16 protein-coding genes are annotated in these 18,527 nt (G+C 67.4%); 4 read left to right on the forward strand and 12 right to left on the reverse strand.

The annotated features are described in order from the left end of the window. Positions 1–5: 5 nt before the first annotated feature. The 10 genes from ACJJV6_RS04080 to ACJJV6_RS04125 form a co-directional block, all read right to left on the reverse strand. Positions 6–1,505, reverse strand: coding sequence for a dynamin family protein (locus ACJJV6_RS04080; RefSeq protein ID WP_009356665.1), 1,500 nt, complete (start codon positions 1,503–1,505; stop codon positions 6–8). Then, on the reverse strand, positions 1,502–3,388 hold the full coding sequence (locus ACJJV6_RS04085) for a dynamin family protein (RefSeq protein WP_354175929.1): 1,887 nt from the start codon (positions 3,386–3,388) through the stop codon (positions 1,502–1,504). The genes ACJJV6_RS04080 and ACJJV6_RS04085 overlap by 4 nt, the downstream gene beginning before the upstream one ends. A 118-nt stretch (positions 3,389–3,506) precedes the next feature. Beyond that, on the reverse strand, positions 3,507–4,694 hold the full coding sequence (locus ACJJV6_RS04090; RefSeq protein WP_009356667.1) for an IniB N-terminal domain-containing protein: 1,188 nt from the start codon (positions 4,692–4,694) through the stop codon (positions 3,507–3,509). 164 nt (positions 4,695–4,858) lie between these two features. Beyond that, complete coding sequence (locus tag ACJJV6_RS04095; protein ID WP_009356668.1) at positions 4,859–6,928, reverse strand: LuxR C-terminal-related transcriptional regulator; 2,070 nt, start codon at positions 6,926–6,928, stop codon at positions 4,859–4,861. A 1-nt stretch (position 6,929) separates the two neighbouring features. After that, entirely contained in the window at positions 6,930–8,969 is a 2,040-nt protein-coding gene (locus tag ACJJV6_RS04100) for an Hsp70 family protein (protein ID WP_407710010.1), read from the reverse strand. A gap of 153 nt (positions 8,970–9,122) precedes the next feature. Next, entirely contained in the window at positions 9,123–10,220 is a 1,098-nt protein-coding gene (gene ccsB, locus ACJJV6_RS04105) for a c-type cytochrome biogenesis protein CcsB (protein WP_009356670.1), read from the reverse strand. After that, entirely contained in the window at positions 10,220–11,941 is a 1,722-nt protein-coding gene (locus ACJJV6_RS04110) for a cytochrome c biogenesis protein ResB (protein WP_009356671.1), read from the reverse strand. Before ACJJV6_RS04110 ends, ccsB begins: the two co-directional genes overlap by 1 nt. Continuing rightward, on the reverse strand, positions 11,941–12,696 hold the full coding sequence (locus ACJJV6_RS04115; RefSeq protein WP_009356672.1) for a cytochrome c biogenesis CcdA family protein: 756 nt from the start codon (positions 12,694–12,696) through the stop codon (positions 11,941–11,943). Before ACJJV6_RS04115 ends, ACJJV6_RS04110 begins: the two co-directional genes overlap by 1 nt. Before the next feature lie 7 nt (positions 12,697–12,703). Beyond that, entirely contained in the window at positions 12,704–13,345 is a 642-nt protein-coding gene (locus ACJJV6_RS04120) for a TlpA disulfide reductase family protein (protein WP_009356673.1), read from the reverse strand. Positions 13,346–13,347: 2 nt separating this feature from the next. Continuing rightward, positions 13,348–14,028 carry a histidine phosphatase family protein gene (locus ACJJV6_RS04125; RefSeq protein ID WP_035751897.1) on the reverse strand — a complete coding sequence of 227 codons (681 nt, stop codon included), beginning with the start codon at positions 14,026–14,028 and terminating at the stop codon, positions 13,348–13,350. 215 nt (positions 14,029–14,243) lie between these two features. Between ACJJV6_RS04125 and ACJJV6_RS04130 the strand changes: the two genes are divergently transcribed. The 3 genes from ACJJV6_RS04130 to ACJJV6_RS04140 all read left to right on the forward strand — a co-directional run bounded on the left by ACJJV6_RS04130 (position 14,244) and on the right by ACJJV6_RS04140 (position 16,330). Then, positions 14,244–14,792: a YceI family protein gene (locus ACJJV6_RS04130; RefSeq protein WP_009356675.1), complete on the forward strand. Its 549-nt coding sequence runs from the start codon at positions 14,244–14,246 to the stop codon at positions 14,790–14,792. 172 nt (positions 14,793–14,964) lie between these two features. After that, positions 14,965–15,432, forward strand: coding sequence for a hypothetical protein (locus tag ACJJV6_RS04135; protein WP_009356676.1), 468 nt, complete (start codon positions 14,965–14,967; stop codon positions 15,430–15,432). Between the two features lie 109 nt (positions 15,433–15,541). Further along, the gene (locus tag ACJJV6_RS04140) at positions 15,542–16,330 is read left to right on the forward strand and encodes a hypothetical protein (RefSeq protein WP_009356677.1); all 789 of its coding nucleotides are present in this window, start codon (positions 15,542–15,544) and stop codon (positions 16,328–16,330) included. 233 nt (positions 16,331–16,563) lie between these two features. Here ACJJV6_RS04140 and ACJJV6_RS04145 read toward each other — a convergent pair whose 3' ends face one another. Beyond that, entirely contained in the window at positions 16,564–17,268 is a 705-nt protein-coding gene (locus ACJJV6_RS04145) for a redox-sensing transcriptional repressor Rex (RefSeq protein ID WP_009356678.1), read from the reverse strand. A gap of 92 nt (positions 17,269–17,360) precedes the next feature. Further along, entirely contained in the window at positions 17,361–17,615 is a 255-nt protein-coding gene (locus ACJJV6_RS04150; RefSeq protein WP_009356679.1) for a glutaredoxin family protein, read from the reverse strand. Positions 17,616–17,691: 76 nt separating this feature from the next. On the opposite strand from ACJJV6_RS04150, the gene ACJJV6_RS04155 reads away from it, so the two are divergent. Continuing rightward, positions 17,692–18,510 (forward strand): HAD family phosphatase, encoded by an 819-nt coding sequence (locus ACJJV6_RS04155; protein ID WP_009356680.1) that lies wholly within the window; start codon positions 17,692–17,694, stop codon positions 18,508–18,510. Positions 18,511–18,527 lie beyond the last annotated feature (17 nt).

The raw sequence follows: 18,527 nt of genomic DNA on the forward strand, positions 1-18,527 counted from the left end.
CCCGCTCAGGCGGAGGGCCGGAGCCGCTGGCGCTGCAGGGCCGATGCTTCCGCCAGCACTCCTTCACAGCTGCGGATGACAACCCTGCAGGCCTCCAGCGCGGCACGGTCCGTCAGCGGGTTCTCGGCCACCGAGCGCCACCGGAGCAGGAACCGGCGGGCCTCGTCCGCCAGGTCGTCCGGGCTGGCGTCCTCGCCCAGCCCCAGCCGGACGTGTGGCGCGGCGCCCCACCCCCCGATCAGGCTTTCCGCCTCCGCTGCCAGTTCCGGGCGGAGGGGCACTCCCGTGGTCCGCAGCGTGGCAAGCAGCCGCAGTTCCCGGAATTCGTGGGCATTGGCCTGCAGGCGTTCCAGCGCTGCAGCCAGCTGTCCGGCGTCCGGGCGGGGTGAAGAGCGCAGCAGGGACTCCACCCCCACCAGGGCGGTCCGGGCCTTCAACGCCTCCGCGCGCGCCTGGAACTGCCGGTTGAGCAGCTCCAGCAGCGGATCCAGGCCGCTGCGCCGGGCGAGTTCGTGGGCCAGCGGGGTGGGTTCGTCGAACCCGTTGCGGAGCAGGACCACTGCCAGCCGGATGCCGAACAGGCCGTACCTGGACAGCAGGGACGCCCGGGCCTCCGGTGTCAGGCCGTCCGGTCCGACGGACCTGGCGAACCTGTCGGCAGAGAGCAGCATCTTTTCGCGGTCGGCACGCTCCAGGCCGGCCAGCAGCTGCAGGGCGGCAAAGTCCTGCTGGCGCATGGTGCGGGCGCTCTGGGCAAGGAGGCCGGCCACCGGGACAACGCCCAGGGCCAGCTTCCGCAGGTTGTGGTCCCGCCGGTAGCGCTCGGCGATTTCCCCGGCCGAGAGCAGCGAATCGATGCGCCCTGCGCCTACTTCATCCGCGCGGGACAGGACCGCGAGCGCATTGACGGTGCCGGAGCGGCCTGCCTCGGTGTCGCGGAAGGATTCGAGGAACCGGAGGTCGGAGGCGTGCATGTGGCGCATCAGGTAGATGATGGCGTCCGCTTCCGACGGCGTGTCCCCCGGGGTCAGGAAGCTCGTGGACCGGGCAGACACGTCCTCGGAAAGGGAGGCGATGCCCGGAGTGTCGATCAGGGTCATGCTCCGCAGCGTGGGCGACGGCCACTCCACGTCCAGCCGTTCCACATCCTTAGCCTGCACGTCTCCGAGGACGAACACCAGGCGGCCGTCCACGCGCTTGAGCGGCAGGATGCGGGGTTCCCCATCCCGGGGGTGGAGGGTGATGCGGGGCGTGTGGCCGTACCGGTACCACGTGACGATCCGGGTGCACTCGCCCGTGTCCGTGGGCGCGATTTCCTCGCCGATGATGGCGTTCAGGAGCGTGGACTTGCCCGCCTTCACCATGCCGGCGATGGCTATGCGCAGGGGCTCCGCCAGCCTGCGGGCGTAGTTGTGCAGCGCCCCGGCCGCCACCGGGTCATCATCGTAGACTTTCAGGGCCTCCTGGACCAGGCCGGCAGCTCCGTCGATGGTTGAACCGGTCATACTGCGCCAACAGACGTGAGTTTCTGGACTCCTGCCACTTCGGCGGCCACCACCTCGGCCGCCCGGTGGAGGGCATCCACCTTCTTGAGTTCGGCCTTGATGTCCCTGATGCGGACGTCCTTCTCCAGCGCGTAGGTGGTGGCAGCCTTCTGCGCCGCGCTCACGGAATCGGTCAGGGAGCGGTGGTGTTCTTCGGCGATCTCGGTGAAGTGGTCGCGGATGGACCGCTGCACCAGCCGAAGCCGGTCCTTGAGCTGCTTGCCCACCTGGAAGGTGACGTCGTCGATCTGCCGCCTGACCAGCGCCTTCGCTTCGCCCTGCCGTCGCTTGAGCCGCGCTTCCTTGTCCTCCCGGTACGCTTTGCGGCCCAGCAGCAGGCCGGCGCCAACGGAGAGCGGATTGATCAGGGCCATCCCGAAGATGCCGGTCAGGAGGCCGAACATCAGCACGCCGCCGTAGGAGCCGCGCATGCCGATCAGCACTTTTTGCATCGGGTTGATGCGGCCGTCCTCCATGTCCGGCATCGCGTCCACGGGATCCAGGGCATCGCCTGAGTCGGACACACGCATGACCGGCAGCGACACTTCCTCGGCGGCGAAGTGCTCGGCAACCTGTGCTGCCAGCCACTGGGCCCGCTCGCTGGTCCAGACAAAGGTGTCTGAAATGGCGGCGGCGGCGCATTCCTCCAGCCACCTGGAAAACTCGTTCCAGCTCGGCCCCGGGTCCCCCTGGTCGATGGCAGCCTCTGCTTCCCGCTGGATGCGGCGGAGCCGGTCCCTCAGGTCGTATTCCATGTCCGCGATGAGGTCGCTGATGCCGTCATTGAGGGTGATCTGCCAGCGCGCCGAGCGTTTGCGGAGTTCGTCCGCCTCGGTCCTGGCCAGTTCCAGTTCGGCGATCATCCGGGGCGTGCCCTCGGGGTTTTCGAGTGCTTCAAGCTCCGACTGCAGTGAGAGCCGCAGGTTTTCCGTCACGGAGAGCAGGTCCTGGCTGACGGAACGGCGCTGCAGGCGCTGGGCCTTGCCCACAATCTCGTTCCGGAGGTGCGTGATGAGGACGGGAAAGCCGGATTCGGTGTTCAGCTCGCTGTCCTGCAGCCGCGCGGCCTCCAGCCGCAGGTCCGAGGACACTGGAAACAACGGGATATCCGGGGCCACCCTGGCCAGATGGGCCCGGTCCGTTTCCTCCACCCGCCGCCAGTCCGGGTAGAGATCCGTCTTGGACAGGACACCCACAACGCTGGGGGTGATCCGCATCGCCTGGCGGAGGAAGCGCAGCTCAGGTTCGGTGTACTCCTGGGACGCATCGGACACCAGGAGCATGGCATCGGCGGTGGGCAATGCGGTCAGGGTTGTGAGGGTGTGGGAAGAGCCCATCCCGCCGACGCCTGGAGAGTCAATGACGGTGAGTCCGCCGGTCAGGATCTTGCGGGGCAGGCAGACCTCCGCGGCCACGAGCTTCTTGCTGTTTCCCGGGTTGCCCTGCTCGGAGACATACGCCGGCAGGTCTGCGAGCGGGATCGGCTGCCGTTCCATGCTGGCCTCGTCAGCACCGTCGTTGTCGGCCTTGGGTACCAGGATGGAGGCCGATGCAGGGTCGCCGTACCGGACCACGGTGGGGACGGAGGTGGCAATATCATCGTCCACGGGACAAGCGGGGGCATTGACCAGTGCATTGATGAGTTTGCTCTTGCCCTGCTTGAACTCGCCCACAACGATGACGCGGATGCTCGGGTCCTTGAGCCTGCCCAGGGTCTGGTCCAGGCGCTTCCGGAGGTCCGCCCGGTCACCGGTGCCGACCAGTTGGAGGCCGTGCTCCACCAGTTTAATGAGCTGCGCCGCCGTCGCCGGGGTAGTGGGTTTTGCCGGTCCTGCTTCTGCCACAGCGTGTCCTTTTCCTCGAGCCCCGATTTGGAATGTGGGATGGGGTGGGAAGAGCCCGGCAGGTGTTCTGGGTTCACCTGCCGGGCTGCATCCCGCGTTTTTGCTACAGCGTTGCCTCCTAGAGCGTTACGTCGTCTCCTGCCACGTTCACGTCCTCGACGTCGATGTCAGTGTCGATCTCGGTGGTGTTGGTGGTCTCCTCCGAGTAGCTGAGTTCGTTGTCGGCGACAATGATGTTGTCCTCAAGGACCGCAGTCTGCGAGTTGTCCTGGAAGGAGTCCTCGACCTCGACGTCAACATCGGTGGAGTTGTCCTGGAACGAGTCCTCGATATCCACCTCGGTGGTGTTGGTTTCCGTGGTGGAGTTGTCGTTGAAGGAATCCTCCAGCTCCACGTCGATGTCGGTGTTGGTGGAGTGGTCCTCGTTGAAGGAGTCCTCGACCTCTACGCTCTCGTCGTTGAAGGAATCGTCGATGTCAACCGAGTTGTCCGTGGAGTTGTCGGAATTATCGGAGTTGTCGTTGTACGAGTCCTCCGTCGAGTCGTTGTAGGAGTCGTTCGTGGAGTGGTCGGAGTTGTCCGAGTTGTCGTTGAACGAGTCGTCAACATCGACGTCCAGGTCGGTGTTGAAGGAGTCGTCGATGTCCGTCTCCTCGTTGCCGATGTTGACGTCGCCGCCGGCGTGGATCGAGTTGTCCGTGGAGTTGTCGGTCGAGTTGTCCGTGTTGTAGGAATCCTCGATGTTGTTCGAATCCTTCACGTAGGCGTCGTCGCCGGCAGCAACGGCGCGGTCGCCGGAGGCGATGACGGAATCGTTGTCGAACCACTGCTTGACGTCGCCGTCGGCCCAGATGTTCTGGTTGACGGACTGGTCAACAATGTTGTCCCGGTCATCCACGGTTGAGGTGTACGAGTAGTTGTTCACCACGTGGTGCAGCTGCTGGACAGCGTGTGCGTGGTCGTCGCCGCCGTGGTTGCCGCCGCCACCGTGCCCGCCGCCGTGTCCACCGCCACCGCCGTGTCCACCGCCACCGTGGTTGCCGCCGCCGCCGTGGTTGCCGCCGTCGTTGTGGCCGGTCCAGGAGGTGTTTCCGCCGGTGTTGTAATCGCGGTCGAACCGGGAGTTGACCGTAATGGGTGCGTAGTCCAGGACCACCGGCATCGCGGCGTCAACATCTGCCGAGCAAACATGGCCCAGGCCATGGTCTTCCAGGACCTTCTCCGGATCATCCAGGAAGTCCTGCGCGGCCTGGCGGTCGCCGAAGAGGTGCATCAGGAACTGTACGAGGTCGTTTGCGAGTGTCATTTGATGGTCCCCTGGTTTCTCTGAGTTGAGGTTCGCCTGGCGTCGTTGCCGGGCTTGGATCAAACGTAGGGTCCGGGTACAGGACCGGGCATCCGGCTGTTTCCCCCTCCCGGCGGTCCCCCGGCTGGGGAACCGCCGCCGCCCCCGTTAGGGGCATTAGGGGCTTACTCCAGAGGGGGATTCTCCGAGTTCAGGGCAACGCGCAGCCGGGCCAGCAGGTCTGACCGGTTCTCCGCTCCCAGGCGCCGGCGCATGCGGGCAATATGGTGTTCGGCCGTGCGCGGGGAGATGTAGATCGCTTCACCGATCTCCCGGTAGGTCTTGCCCTCGAGCACCAGCCGCGCCACTTCCTTTTCCCGCTCGCTGAGCCCCGTTCCGTCCGGATGCATGCCGTTGCCCGTCTCGGCAGTACCGGTACCGGAGTCGACCGAACCGGGAGCGCCGCCGCCGTTGGAACTGCCCTGCGGGTGAAGGTCGCGGGCGCAGGACAGCAGCCGCACCATGTCCCTGCGGTCGTCCGCCTTCGCGGCGGCGTGCCCGGCCAGCCGGGCACCTTCCCAGGGCATTCCCACCCTGCCCAGGCTCCGGGCCGCCGCCTCGACCTCGGCGGGACTGAACCTGTTGGCCAGCACGGACACCCAGGCCTTGCCAGCGGTGGCCAGCACTGCCGCCAGATGGCTGTGGTTCGCCGCCCGGGCCAATGCTGCCGCGTGGGGGGCCAGGTCCGATGGGCTCTCACTGAGCATGGCCGCCTGGACGGCGGCCCAGTGGAACGGCACTGCCCACAGGGGCGGATCCCCCAGGCGGCCGAGCAGCCGGTTCGCCTCGTCGAAATAATGCACCACCCGGCGGGTTTCCCGGATCCGGGCAGCGGCGATCATCAGTTCGCCCCACGGCAGCAGGCTGTAAAGATCCACGGATGTGTGCAGCATTGCCTCGCGGGCCCGTTCCCAGGCCTTGAGGAGTTCGGGAACGTCGCCGTTGCGGCGTGCGAGGCCAACTTCCAGTGCCGAACACAGGAATTCGTCCCGCGGCACCAGCGGCCAGTGGTTCGTTTTGGAGGCCTCGTTGATGGCGAGCCGGGCGTCCTCGAGTTTGTCCTGCATCATCGCCGACCAGGCCTGCAACAGGAAGAGCCGGGGTTTTGCCGCGTTGCCGCCCTGGCCCGCCGCAGCCGCGGAGCGGCAGACGGTTTCGGCGAGGTGCGGCTCGCCGCTGTGCATGGCCACCAGCGCGGCCAGCGCGGCGGGTGTCTCCGGCATGGGAAGCGCCGCGCCGGCAGCGTTGAGCATGTCCGAGGCATGGATCAGGAGGGGAAGTCCCCGGTGCGGATCAGCCGCCAGGGACTCCAGGAGGCCCTTGCCGGTCTGGGCGAGCGTGGTTGCCAGGAGCGTGGGCGAGGCCGGCGGCGCGTCCGCACGGAACAATGCCTCGGCACCGGCACGGTTGCCGCAGCCGAGCAGTGCGACGGCGGCGAGGGGCGCCGATTGCCCCACCCGGGAGGCTCCCAGCCAGCTGTAGATATCTGCGCCGCGGGCCAGCATCCCGCGCTGCGCCCAGACAGCGGCGGCGACATCGGCCCCACGTCGCACGTCCGGCGGGTCCTCCTCGACCAGGAGGGTGTCGATAATCCGGGTGGCGGTGTCCAGGTCGCCGTCGCCCGCTGCGGCCTGGGCTCGCCTGGCCGCAGTGGCAATCTCGTCGGCCCCTGCCAGCAGCGCTTCACCGTACAGCTGGTATGCCAGTCCTGGATCGTGGTCCAAGGCCTTGTTGGCGGCGTGCTCCAACTCCAGTGCCACCCGGGTATCGGCAAGGCCGCCCCGGGCCAGTTCCCGCGCCACGTCACCCAGCGGCTGCCCGGCAGCGGCGTAGGCGGAGACCAGTTCGCGCTGAAGCGCGTGGACTTTCGCGGTGGGAGCGACCGTCAGCAACGCGTGCTGCGCCGGTCCCACAACAGTGCCATCGGCTGTGAGCAGGCCTGCGGACTCGGCCCGTTGCACCAGGACGTCCAGGCTGTCCACCTCGCCGCCGTCGATCCTGCGCTGCAGGGCGACCGGCAGCGGCCCCGGCAGGGTGAAGCCAACAGACAACGCCAGCAGCAGCTCCCGCACGGCCGCGGTCTCGCCCTTGAGCTGCCTGGCCATTTGTTCCGCGGCGTGGGCCGGCTGTCCCTGGTGGTTCGGCTCCGCAGGAAGGTATGCCGGTTCTTCGACTCCAGTGTGTTCGCCCATCATGCTAGGCCACCGGTTCCGTGCTTGTGGCCGGCTCTGACGGAGCGGGCTCGGAGGGCGGTGGCGGGGCAACTGTTTCAGAAGGCGTCGGCTCGACGGGCACCGGATCCACCGGTGTGGGCTCCGGCGTCGGCTCCACGGGCACCGGATCCACCGGTGTGGGCTCCGGCGTCGGCTCCACGGGCACCGGATCCACCGGTGTGGGCTCCGGCGTCGGCTCGACAGGCACCGGATCCGGCGTTGGGTCCACGATCACGGGCGGCGGGGTGGTGGTGCCGGGCGCGGTCGGCTCTGTTTTGCCTGGCGCCGGTTCATTCGACCCCGAACCTGTCGTTGGGGTGCCGGTGGGCTCGGTGGTGCCGCCCGGCGTCGTGCTTCCGGTCCCGGAGCCCGTGCCTGCAGCGGCGGCACTGGTGCCGGCCTCGGAGCCCGCGGCGCTTCCAGTGGAGGATGCGCTCTTCTCGGCGGTGGCGCTGGCCGACGGACGGCTGGTGGGTGATGCCTCGACGTCGAGGCCGGCACTTTGCGCGGGTGCCGGCTTCTTTACTCCCGCCTCAATGCCCGCCAGTGGTTCCGCAGCATCGCCGGCGGCCCCCGCCGCTGCTCCGCCGGTTCCGACACCGGCGCCGGACCCGCCGTCGGATTTCGCCTCGGGTGCGGCTTCTGCGCCTGGCTGGAAGACGGATGCCAGACTGTTCAGTCCCTCCGGGCTTTGGGCGGCGGTGGCCGTCAGGACGGTGAGCATGGCGGCGGCGGCCGCGATGGCGGTCAGCCGTACGGTCGGTTTCGGAGCATGCGCCCCGCCATGGTGTACGTGCCCGGGACCGTGGGCGGCAGCGGCACCGGCCGCCGGACCCTTCCGGGACCAGCTGGCTGGCCTGACGGGCATATGGCCGCCTTCGGCGGCAGGATCCGCGGCAGCGGCTTCGGCGTCCTGCTCCGCGGCCGCGGGAGCAGCCTCGGGCTGCGCGAGCACGGCGGACACGGCGGCCCCGAGGCAGATGGAGGATTTGGGATCGGCATCGACGGCGATGGGCCGGTCAAGCTGTTCGGAGATCAGCTGCGCCACGAGCGGGATCCGGGAGGACCCGCCGATCAGCAGGACGGCGGTGAGGTCTGCAGGTTCAAGCTCCAGCTGCGCCAGTGACTGCTCCAGGGCGTCCACGGTATCGCGGACCGGTTCCTCGATCAGGGCCTCGAACTCGGAGCGGACCAGGCGGACCTGCTGCTGGTGGCCGGGCAGGAGCACGGAGATGCTGGCCTCACTGTCCGAGGAGAGGGCTTCCTTGGCTTCCACGCATTCGCGCCGCAGCCGGGCCAGCGCCGCGAGCACGTTGGGATCGTCGGTGTCGAGTCGGGCCAGGGTTTCGCCGGTGTTCGCGGCAACGAAGCGGAACACAGCGGCGTCGAAGTCGGCGCCGCCCAGGTCCTCAATGCCTTCGGGCCGTCCCAGCACCTCGAACCGGTTGCTGCCGGTCTTGCGGAGGACGGCGGTATCGAAGGTCCCGCCGCCGAGGTCGTAGACGGCCACCGTGCTGCCGTCCTCCACCCGCACCTGCGAGGCGTAGTGCAGCGCAGCCGCCTCGGGCTCGGTCAGCAGGGTGACGTTTGGCAGGCCGTGGGCGGCAAGGGCGTCCCGGACCACCGACGTGCGGTGGCTGCCCCAGGCGGCGGGGTGGGTCAGGATGGTTTCCGACGGCGGTTCCCCCTCCCGCTCCGCTGCGCGGTCCGCCACCCAGCGGGCCATGGTGGCGAAGACGTCTTCGGGCGGCAGGGACAAGGTGCCCACGGAGATCGGCACGGAATCGCCGATCCGGCGCTTGAACTCCCGCACCACGCGGCCGGGGGAATCGAGGCCCCGGCGCTCCGCAGCCTCGCCCACCAGGATGGGGCCTTCCTCCGGGTAGTACACCACGGAGGGCACGGCAGAGCCGCGAAGACCCAGCGGAAGGCACTCCGGAACGGGCTTGATCCCCTGCTGGAAACGGACAACGGCGGCTGCCGTGAAACTGGTCCCGACATCAATGGCGAGAACGTAGCTCATGGGGTACCTCAGGCAAACTTGCGTTTCGCCTGCAAACTTCATCACGGGCGAACGTCACCAACGTAGCATCACCGGCGGACCGGGAACACCCCTATTGCTACATCGATTTGTTATTTTCCCGGGCCGCTTCGGGCGTTCCGGAGTATCCCCTGCTCAGAGGCCCGAGTAGGAGTGGAGTCCGTTGAAGAACTGGTTCACGATGGTGAAGTTGAAGATCACGCACAGGTAGCCCACGATCGAGAGCCAGGCTGCCCTGTTGCCGGTCCAGCCGCGGGTGGCCCGGGCGTGCAGGTAGCCCGCATAGACCACCCAGATGACGAAGGTCCAGACTTCCTTGGTATCCCAGCCCCAGAACCGTCCCCAGGCCTTTTCGGCCCAGATTGCACCGAACATCAGCGTGAAGGTCCAGCCGATGAAGGCGATGGCGTTGATCCGGTAGGACAGGTTCTCCAGGCTGAGCGCCGAGGGCACCAGGCGCATGAAGCCGAGCTTGTCAGCCCCGCCTGCAGCCACCGTCTTCTGCCGGTGGGACTGCACCAGCTGCAGGGCGGACATGGCGAAGGTCAGCGTGAACAGCGCGGAGGAGAGCACTGCGATGGAGACGTGGATGATCAGCCAGTAGCTCTGGAGGGCGGGAACCAGGTGCCCCACCGGGGTCCAGTAGGCCACGGAGGCAGCCACCAGCATGATGATGGCCAGGCCCACCACGAAGGTCCCCAGGAACCGGAGGTCCCGCCGGACCAGCACCAGGAGGAACACGGCAATGGCCACGAACGCGCCGGTGGTCAGGAACTCGTACATGTTGCCCCACGGCACGCGCCCGGCGCCGAGCGCACGGGTCACCACGCCCGCGCCGTGGATCAGCGCACCCAGGACGGTCAGGGCCACGGCGACCCGCGCGGGTGCACGGCGCTCCGCTGCGTACTTCATGTCGGCGTCGGCCGTGACCACTCCCCCGGCACCGGCGGCTTTGGCCGTGGACGACGACGGCCGCTCGGCCCGGCCCGCCGGTCCGCCCAGGCGGGCCTCATCAGGGCGGGATCCGGCAGCTGCGGACCCTGCCCCGGCTGCCACCGGGACCTTGGCGGTTTCTTCAGCCTGGGCGGCCTTGAGGTCGATGGCCCGCAGCGCCTTGCTGCTCTTGGCAAGGTCCCAGGCGAAGGCAATGAAGGCAACCGTGTAGGTGCCCGCCGCCAGCAGCATGAAGAGCTCGCTGTACTGGCCCATGGTCTCGTTGATTCCGAACGGCATTACTGGTCCTTTTCGGGCCCGGAGGGGCCTGCTGGGGTGGTTACGGAGGAGGTTTCTGCGGCTGCGTCCCCTGGCAGCCGCCATTCGGTGGAGAACAACTTGCGGAGGGTGGCGGCCTCGGCGGCCAGGCGGTGGTCCTCGCCGCGGGCCAGGAGGCCGTACTCAACCATGGTCCGGCCGTCTTCATGGGTTCCGGTACGGACCCAGGCCCGGCGGCGGTTGACGTACAGGGAGAGGATCAGGCCGGCAACGGCGAGCAGCGCAAAGATCAGGGCGTACAGCTGGCCGGGGTTGTGGTGGATGTCCACGCCGATGTAGCGCTTCACGCCGTCGAAGCTGATGCTGCCTTTGCCGTCGGGCAGGGTGTAGGACGTGCCGGGCGCCAGGGTGATGCCGCCGGCGTCAAGGTTCCGGGCGTTCAGCGGCGTCAGGTCCTCCACGTCCAGCTCGAAGACGTTCTGCGGAGCGCCGTCGTCCAGGCCAAGGTCTCCGAAGTAGGAGTTCAGGGTCAGCTGCGGGTTGAAGAGCTCCGGGTCGCCGCTGAAGGACACGCCCTCGTCCGTGACGAACGCGGTGGGGAGGAAGAAGCCTGCGAAGCCCAGCTGGTCCGGCTTGGCGTCGGGGACCTTGATGACCACGGACGAGTAGTAGTTGTCCCCCTGCAGCTTGGCCACCACGGGCCCCTGCATGGCGATGTTGCCCTCCCCGTCGCGGATGGTCACCACGGGCGCGTAGCCGTTGCCGGTGAGGTAGATGCTGGTGCCGCCCAGGGTGACGGGGTCGTTCACCTTCAGGGTCTCCTGCTTGGCGGGCGCGTCCGGGTTTTCCCTGGTGGTCACGGCGGCGGCGAAGTCGATGGGCTGGCCGAACTTGCCCTGGGACTCCCGGTCGAAAGTGATGTCGAACTTGTCCAGCTGGATGGAGTACGGCTGCAGCTGGCTGGACTGGAAGTTGGTGCCCGGATTGAACTGGTCGTAGCCCACCAGGGTGTTGACGAAGGTGTCGCCCTCCACGAGGATCCGCTGGCCGCTGTAGCCGAACAGTCCTCCAATTGCCACCGAAACCAGCACGCCGATCAGGGAGGTGTGGAAGACGAGGTTGCCCACTTCCTTCAGGAAGCCGCGTTCGGCACCCAAAGACGGCCGCGCGCCGTCGTCGTCCCTCACTTCAACGCGGTAGCCGCGCTTGCGCAGCAGCCCGGCGGCACCATGGATGGCGTCCGACGCCGGGATCCCCGCGGCGGCGGGAATGACCAGTGTGCCGTACTCGGGCAGGCGGGAGAGGCGCTTGGGGGTGCGCGGCGGCTGGGAGCGCATTGCCTTGTAGTGGGCGATGGCGCGGGGCACCACGCAGCCGATGAGGGAGATGAACAGCAGCAGGTAGATGGCCGAGAACCATGCCGAGGAATACACGTCATAGAGCTGCAGGGAGTCCAGCAGCTTGCCGTAATCCGGGTTGTCCTTGATGTACTGGGTCACCACGGCCGGGTTGGCCGGGCGCTGCGGGAAGAGCGAGCCCGGGACCGCGGCCACGGCCAGGAGCAGCAGCAGGAACAGGGCCGTCCGCATGCTGGTCAGCTGGGTCCACGCCCAGCGCAGCATTTCCTTGGGGCCCAGGGCAGGCAGCGCGGCGACGGCCTTGGCCTCCAGCACTTTGCCGCCGGGCTCGTTGCCGCCGGCCTCGGCTGGGGACTTCTTCTCTACGTTCACACGCTCGCTCATCAGATTGGCAACTTCACGTCGGTTTGGAACCAGTACTGCAGCTCGGTCACCCAGGCTCCCCACACCCCGGTGGCCATCAGCAGGCCCAGGACCACCAGGATGCCGCCGCCGATGCGCTGGATGGCCAGGCGGTGCTTGCGGAAGAACGCCATCACGCCCATCCCGCGGCGCAGGGCAAGGGCGATCAGCAGGAACGGGATGCCAAGCCCCAGGCTGTAGACGAAGGCGAGGAACGCGCCCTTGGCGGCGGAGGAACCGCCGGAGAGGCTCAACAGCTGCACGGCCGAGTAGGTGGGGCCGATGCAGGGCGCCCAGCCCAGCCCGAAGGTCAGGCCCAGCAGTGGCGCGCCCCACAGGCCTGCCGGCGGCTTGGCATGGATCTTCGCATCGCGCTGCAGCCAGCTGAAACCGCCCATGAACACCACGCCCATGACGATCACCAGGAGCCCGAGCAGCTGGGTGATCCAGGCGTTCTGGGAGCCCGTGATGAGGGTTCCCAGCTGGCCGAAGGCACCGCCCAGGAGCACAAAGATCACTGAGAAGCCCAGGACGAACAGCCCGATGCCCACCAGCATGCGGCCGCGCTTCTGCTTCTGCAGGTCCACGCCGCTGAGCCCCGTGACGTAGCCCAGGTAGCCGGGGACCAGGGGCAGGACGCAGGGCGAAAGGAAGGAAACCAGTCCCGCGAGCAGGGCCACGGGAATAGCCAGGAGCAGCGAACCGCTCAGGATGGCTTCGGCGAAGGGACTGTTCACGGGTCCGCTACTCTGCCACGGCTGCGGTGATGAGGGCCTTGAGGGTGCCCTTCTGGATCTCCCCCAGGACGCGGGAGGCCACGCGCCCCTCCTTGTCCAGCACCAGCGTTGTGGGTACGGCCCCCGGCGGGACCAGCCCGGACACGGCGAGCAGGACGCCGCCGTCCTTGTCGTCGAAGCTCGGGTAGGTCAGGTTGAACGTCTTGTCGAACGCCTCGGCGGTGGCCTTCTCGTCGCGGAGGTTGACGCCGAAGAACTGCACGCCCTGGTCCTTGAACTCCTGGTGGAGCTCCTCCAGGATCGGCGCTTCAACCCGGCACGGGGCGCAGGCGGCGAACCAGAAGTTCAGCACGGTCACCTTGCCCTGGAAGTCAGCCGGGGCTACTGCCGTGCCGTTGAAGAGCGTGCCGTTGATCTGGACGGCCGCCTTGCGGTCCGCCGCGGCGAACTCCGTGACGGAACCGTCCCCGGCAACATAGTTCTTGTTGTCCCCGGCCTTCGCCTGCTGCGCCAGCGCGTCCTCCTGGGCGCACCCGGACAGGCCCACGGTCAGCGCGGTCAGCGCCAGGCCGCCGGCAGCGAGGACACTGCGGCGGGAGCTGACGGGTCCTTTGCCTGCCGGGGTGTTCCGGAAATTGCTGTCAGTCACTACTAGGCTCCAGGGGTGCTGGCGGCACCGGGAAGAAGGGACGCCGCTGGTTCGCTGTACTGCACGCGCAGGAGCGTGCCGTCGTCGTCGAACACCAGCGACGTGATGGAAGTCAAAGTGCATTCGCGTTTCCGCGGGTCATGCCACAGCGGCTTGCCCTCGGCGTTGAGGCGGGTTGCCCAGATGGGAAGCTGGTGGCTGACCATGATTGCCTCGGGTCCGGCCGAGCCAAAATTGCCGTCCGCCAGTTCAATGGCGCGAAGGCGGGCATCCTGGACCGCCGCCATCACCCGCGAGGCCTGCTGCTTGTACGGCTCGCCCCACGAGGGGCGCAACGGGTTGACCAGCCGGGGCCAGTGCTTGGGACGGCGCAGCTCGGCCTTGGTGACCTTCATGCCCTCGAAGTAGTTCTCTGCCTCGATGATCCGTTCATCGGTGTGGATCTGCAGGCGCAGCGCCTCGGCCGTGGGGGCTGCGGTTTCCTGGGCCCGGTCAAGCGGCGAAGCGGCAAGGTAGGTGATCCGGGCACCGTTTTCCGCGCGCTGCCGGAAGTGCTCGGCGAGCATGCGGGCCATCTCCCGCCCCAGTTCGGAGAGGTGGAATTCGGGCAGCCTTCCATACAGGACGCCGTCCGGATTATGGACTTCGCCATGGCGGAGCAGATGGACAGTGGCTTGGGGCATGTTTACCAGTTTCTCAAAGATGGCGTGCGATCCGAAATCTTCCACAGGTGCTTTCTACAAAGAGTAGAACTGAAGTTTTTGAAGAAATGTTCCGAGACCGGGAACAAAAGATGCAAATGCATGTTTATACTGGATGCAGCAAGATAGTTGAGGCTTCAACAGATGAAGGTTCAACGCAACCGTTATCCGGCACGCACGAATCAAGGAGCATCACCATGGCACTTCCCGCAGACATCACCACCGGCACCTGGACCCTCGACAACTCCCACAGCGAGATCGGCTTCACTGTCCGCCACGCAGGCATCAGCAAGGTCCGCGGCCAGTTCACCGACGCCGCTGCCACCCTGGAGTTGGCAGAGGATGTGGCCGACTCCAAGATCCAGGCCACCATCAACACCGCCAGCTTCGACTCCGGCGATGCCAACCGCGACGGCCACGTCAAGGGCGAGGATTTCTTCGACGTGGAGAAGTTCCCGGAAATCTCCTTCGTCTCCAACGGCCTGGTGGCCAAGGGCAACAGCTACGAACTGAACGGCGACCTCACCATCAAGGGCGTTACCCGCCCCGTCACCCTGGAGACCGAGTTCAACGGCGTGGCCGTTGACCCGTTCGGCAACACACGCGCCGGCGTTTCCGCCGAGACCACCATCAGCCGCAAGGATTTCGGCCTCACCTGGAACGCCGTCCTGGAAACCGGCGGCGTCCTGGTCAGCGACAAGGTTGCCATCAACCTGGAACTGGCGTTCATCGCTCCCGCAGCGTAAGCAGCCCTTGGAAACCTCCGGCACCGGCATGCAGCCCGGTGCTGGAGGTTTTCCGTCTTAATGGTGTTGGTCGTACCGGACCGCGCAGTGAAACCCTCGCCCGTTGCGCGGGAGCAGTCCCTGCGCACCGGGCCTCGCCGTGACACCGCCGGGCGGGACTACAGTGAACGCCATGAGCAACTCTTCCCGCCTGCCGCAGAACGGCCTGGGCGCGCTGTTTTCTGTTGCCGGCCGGCCCACTGAAATAAAGGTCTCGTTCTGGATCTGGTTCATTGGCGGGATCCTTGCCCTGATGGGCGGACTCCTGGGGATGCTGGCGTCCCTGGTGCTTTTTGCGGCCGCGCCCGCGGCCGCCGCAGCCGTCGTCGCACTGATGCTGCTGGCCGCCGCCGTCGGGGCCGCGCAAATGGTCTTCGCGGTCAAGATGAAGGCCGGCCGCAAGTGGGCGCGGGTGGCCCTGACGGTGCTTGCCGGGATCACCCTGGTCCTTGCCGGAGTTAATACGTCGTCGGGCATGGGGCAAAGTGCCGGAAACTGGACGGCCTTCCTGGTCAGCCTGGCGGCAACGGTGCTGATGTGGCTGCCGAATGCCCAGGCCTGGTTTGCCGCCGCCCCGGCGCGGAATACCTCCGCAGAATGACCCACAAGGCGGCAGCCCGGGGGTACGGTGGACTTAAGCCTTGCTGGGGGTTCGGCGCAGGACCGCTCCCGGCAGCCTCCCTGGAATCCGACCTGCAGAAGGACCGCTCATGAGCACTCCTCCAGTCCCGCCGCCCGTACCCAACGATGACCAGTCCGGAAACCAGCCCGGCAGCCAGCCCCGCTACGGCGAAAACGCTCCGCAGTACGGCCAGCCGTACGCGCAGAACCCGCCGCAGTACGGGCAGAACGCGCCGCAGTATGGTTCCCAGCCGCCGTCGGCCCCGCAGTACGGACAAAACGCACCGCAGTACGGGCAGAACCCGCCGCAGGCTCCCGGCTACGGCCAGCAGCCTTTCGGCCAGTCCTCCTACGGCCAGTCCCCGTACGCGCAGTACCCGTCCGAGCAGCCCCAGCCTGCCGGCGCCAACGGCGTCCCCCAGCTCGTCAACATCTCCTTCTGGCTGCTGATCGCCTCCGCCGTGATTTTCGTGGTCTCCCTGCTGACGGGCCTGACGCAGCTGGATGACCCGATGTTCCGCCAGACCTTCGAGGACCAGATGGAAGCCGGCGGCGCCACGGGCGTTACATACGAGGACATCAAGGGCATCATCGCCGGCACTCTGGTGGTGTTCGCCATCATCGGCGCAGGCTTGTACCTGCTGGTGGCCTTCTTCGTCCGCAAGGGCAAGAACTGGGCACGCATCCTGGGCACGGTGTTCGCGGCCCTGTCCATCTTCGGGCTGTTCGGTCCGCCCACCATCGGCACCCTGGGCACCCTGCTGGGAATCGCCGCCATCGTGCTGCTCTACCTGCCGGCTGCCGCACCCTATTTCCGGAAGCAGCAGCCGTTCGCCAACCCGTACGGCGGCGGCTTCGGCAACCCCTACGGCCGGTAATACCCGCTGACGAAAGCGGCCCGGGATGCGCACTGCATCCCGGGCCGCTTTTCTTGGTCCCGGCTACAAACATCGAAGCGGGAACTCATTTTCCGCCCGGTGGCGTGCCGGCGACGCGGGTGCTCACCGTCGACGCGGGTGCTCATTTTCGCGGCCCAAATTTGGGTGTCGCCCGGACATCTGAGCGTCACCGTGGAACGTGCGCGTCCTAAGGGCAGGCCCGGGGGCCGGCCTCAGGCAGTCTGCCCCGGGGCCTGCGCCCGCTGTGCGTGATAGGCCAGGATCTGCAGCTCGGTGGCCATGTCCACCTTGCGCAGGTTGACCCCTTCCGGAACCTGGAGCATCACGGGGGCGAAGCTGAGCACGCTGTGGACACCGGCGGCCACCACCCGGTCGCACACGCCCTGGGCCACGGCCGCCGGGAGCGCCAGCACCACCATGTTGGCTCCGGTGCGGTGCAGGACGGTTTCCAGGTCCGCAACATCGCTGACGCGCAGCCACCCCACCTCGTTGCCCACCACCATCTGGTCGGCGTCAAAGATGGCCACGACGTCGAAGCCGCGGGACTCGAATCCGCCGTACCGGGCCAGGGCCTTGCCCAGGTTGCCCGCGCCCACAATGGCCACTTTCCAGTCGTGGGTAAGCCCCAGGGCGGCGGCAATGTGGCGGCTGAGGTACTGCACCTCGTATCCCACTCCGCGGGTGCCGTAGGACCCCACATGGGACAGGTCCTTGCGCAGCGTGGAGGAGCTTACTCCTGAGGCTTCGGCGAGCGACTCGGAGGAGACGCGCTCCACCCCGTCGGCAAGCAGGGTGTTGAGGGCGCGCAGGTAGAGCGTCAGCCGGGCTACGGCCGCGGGCGGAATCTGTTTGGCCGGGGTGCCCGTGGCGTCCGGAAGATCCGGGACAGCCTGGGGAGTCGAGTCCAGCGAAGTCACCAGCCCCTCCCTTGAGTCGCGTTGTGACTCCACTCTAGAGCCCTCCCGCCGGTGCCCACAAAGCAGGTGCAATCAACCGCAATGCATCCCCGTTACTGTGCCATCGCGCGCTGGAGCACGCGTTCCAGGTGAGCCTCGTTGATCTTCCAGAAGTCGCGCTGCACCCCGTCCACCAGCACCACCGGAATCTCCTCCGCGTAGCGTTCCCGCAGTTCAGGCTGCTCGTCAACCAGCTCTTCCGTCCACTCAAGGCCCAGGGAGGCAGTAACCCGCGCAACGGCGTCGCGCGCATCTTCACAGAGGTGGCAGTTGGCTTTGGTGAGGAGGACGACGCGGGGGATGGCCATGGCTTAACCGTAGCCCCGTTCGCGGTGCCGGGCACGCCGAAGCCTTCGTCCCACTGGATTGACTAGACTCGAGTCCATGCCCGAGGAGAAGTACGTCGCCGTAGTCACCAAACCGGTTGCTGCGCCGCAGCCGGGCGAGGCGGCCTTCTTCGACGTCGACAATACGCTCATGCGCGGCGCCAGCCTGTTCCATGTGGCGCGGAAGATGCATCAGCGCGGCGCCTTCACGCTGCGGCAGGCAGCGGGGATGGCGTGGAAGCAGTTTATGTTCCTGGCGCGCGGGGAGAACATGGACGACGTCCATGCCGTCCGCGATTCGGCCCTCAATCTGGCGGTGGGCATCAGCGTCGACGACATCAAGGCATTGGGCGAAGAGGTCTATGACGAGATGATCGCCTCGCGGATCTGGCCCGGCGCAAAGGCTTTGGCTGAGCAGCACCTGCGGGTGGGCCGCCGCGTCTGGCTGGTCACCGCCACCCCCATTGAGGTGGCAACGGTCATATCCACCCGCCTGGGCCTCACCGGCGCGCTGGGCACCGTGGGGGAAATTTCGGAGGGCCTGTACACCGGCCGACTGGTGGGCGACATCCTGCACGGGTCCGCCAAGGCCGTTGCCGTCCAGGCCATCGCCGACGCCGAGGACCTGGACCTCAAGCGCTGCTGGGCCTACAGCGACTCCTACAACGACATCCCGCTGCTCTCGCTGGTGGGCCACCCCGTTGCGATCAACCCGGACGCCCGGCTCCGCCGGCATGCCCGGGACCACAACTGGCCGGTCTATGATTTCCGGGCCGGCCGCCGCGCGGCAACATTCGGACTCAAGGCAGCCACGGCCGGCGGGGCGGTCTACGGCCTGTGGAAGGGCTTCGCCCGGATCCGCGGCCCGCGCGTCTAGGTAGCAGTAACTGTCGT

The sequence above is a fragment of the Arthrobacter nitrophenolicus genome (assembly GCF_045833485.1).
GTDB lineage: Bacteria > Actinomycetota > Actinomycetes > Actinomycetales > Micrococcaceae > Arthrobacter > Arthrobacter nitrophenolicus.

Bases quoted from the DNA above. Each gene is read 5' to 3' on its own strand.
- ACJJV6_RS04130 (WP_009356675.1), top strand. From the start codon at position 14,244: ATGGCACTTCCCGCAGACATCACCACCGGCACCTGGACCCTCGACAAC.
- ACJJV6_RS04110 (WP_009356671.1), bottom strand. From the start codon at position 11,941: ATGAGCGAGCGTGTGAACGTAGAGAAGAAGTCCCCAGCCGAGGCCGGC.
- ACJJV6_RS04150 (WP_009356679.1), bottom strand. From the start codon at position 17,615: ATGGCCATCCCCCGCGTCGTCCTCCTCACCAAAGCCAACTGCCACCTC.
- ACJJV6_RS04100 (WP_407710010.1), bottom strand. From the start codon at position 8,969: ATGAGCTACGTTCTCGCCATTGATGTCGGGACCAGTTTCACGGCAGCC.
- ACJJV6_RS04155 (WP_009356680.1), top strand. From the start codon at position 17,692: ATGCCCGAGGAGAAGTACGTCGCCGTAGTCACCAAACCGGTTGCTGCG.
- ACJJV6_RS04140 (WP_009356677.1), top strand. From the start codon at position 15,542: ATGAGCACTCCTCCAGTCCCGCCGCCCGTACCCAACGATGACCAGTCC.
- ACJJV6_RS04125 (WP_035751897.1), bottom strand. From the start codon at position 14,028: ATGCCCCAAGCCACTGTCCATCTGCTCCGCCATGGCGAAGTCCATAAT.
- ACJJV6_RS04095 (WP_009356668.1), bottom strand. From the start codon at position 6,928: ATGATGGGCGAACACACTGGAGTCGAAGAACCGGCATACCTTCCTGCG.
- ACJJV6_RS04080 (WP_009356665.1), bottom strand. From the start codon at position 1,505: ATGACCGGTTCAACCATCGACGGAGCTGCCGGCCTGGTCCAGGAGGCC.
- ACJJV6_RS04090 (WP_009356667.1), bottom strand. From the start codon at position 4,694: ATGACACTCGCAAACGACCTCGTACAGTTCCTGATGCACCTCTTCGGC.
- ACJJV6_RS04135 (WP_009356676.1), top strand. From the start codon at position 14,965: ATGAGCAACTCTTCCCGCCTGCCGCAGAACGGCCTGGGCGCGCTGTTT.
- ccsB (WP_009356670.1), bottom strand. From the start codon at position 10,220: ATGCCGTTCGGAATCAACGAGACCATGGGCCAGTACAGCGAGCTCTTC.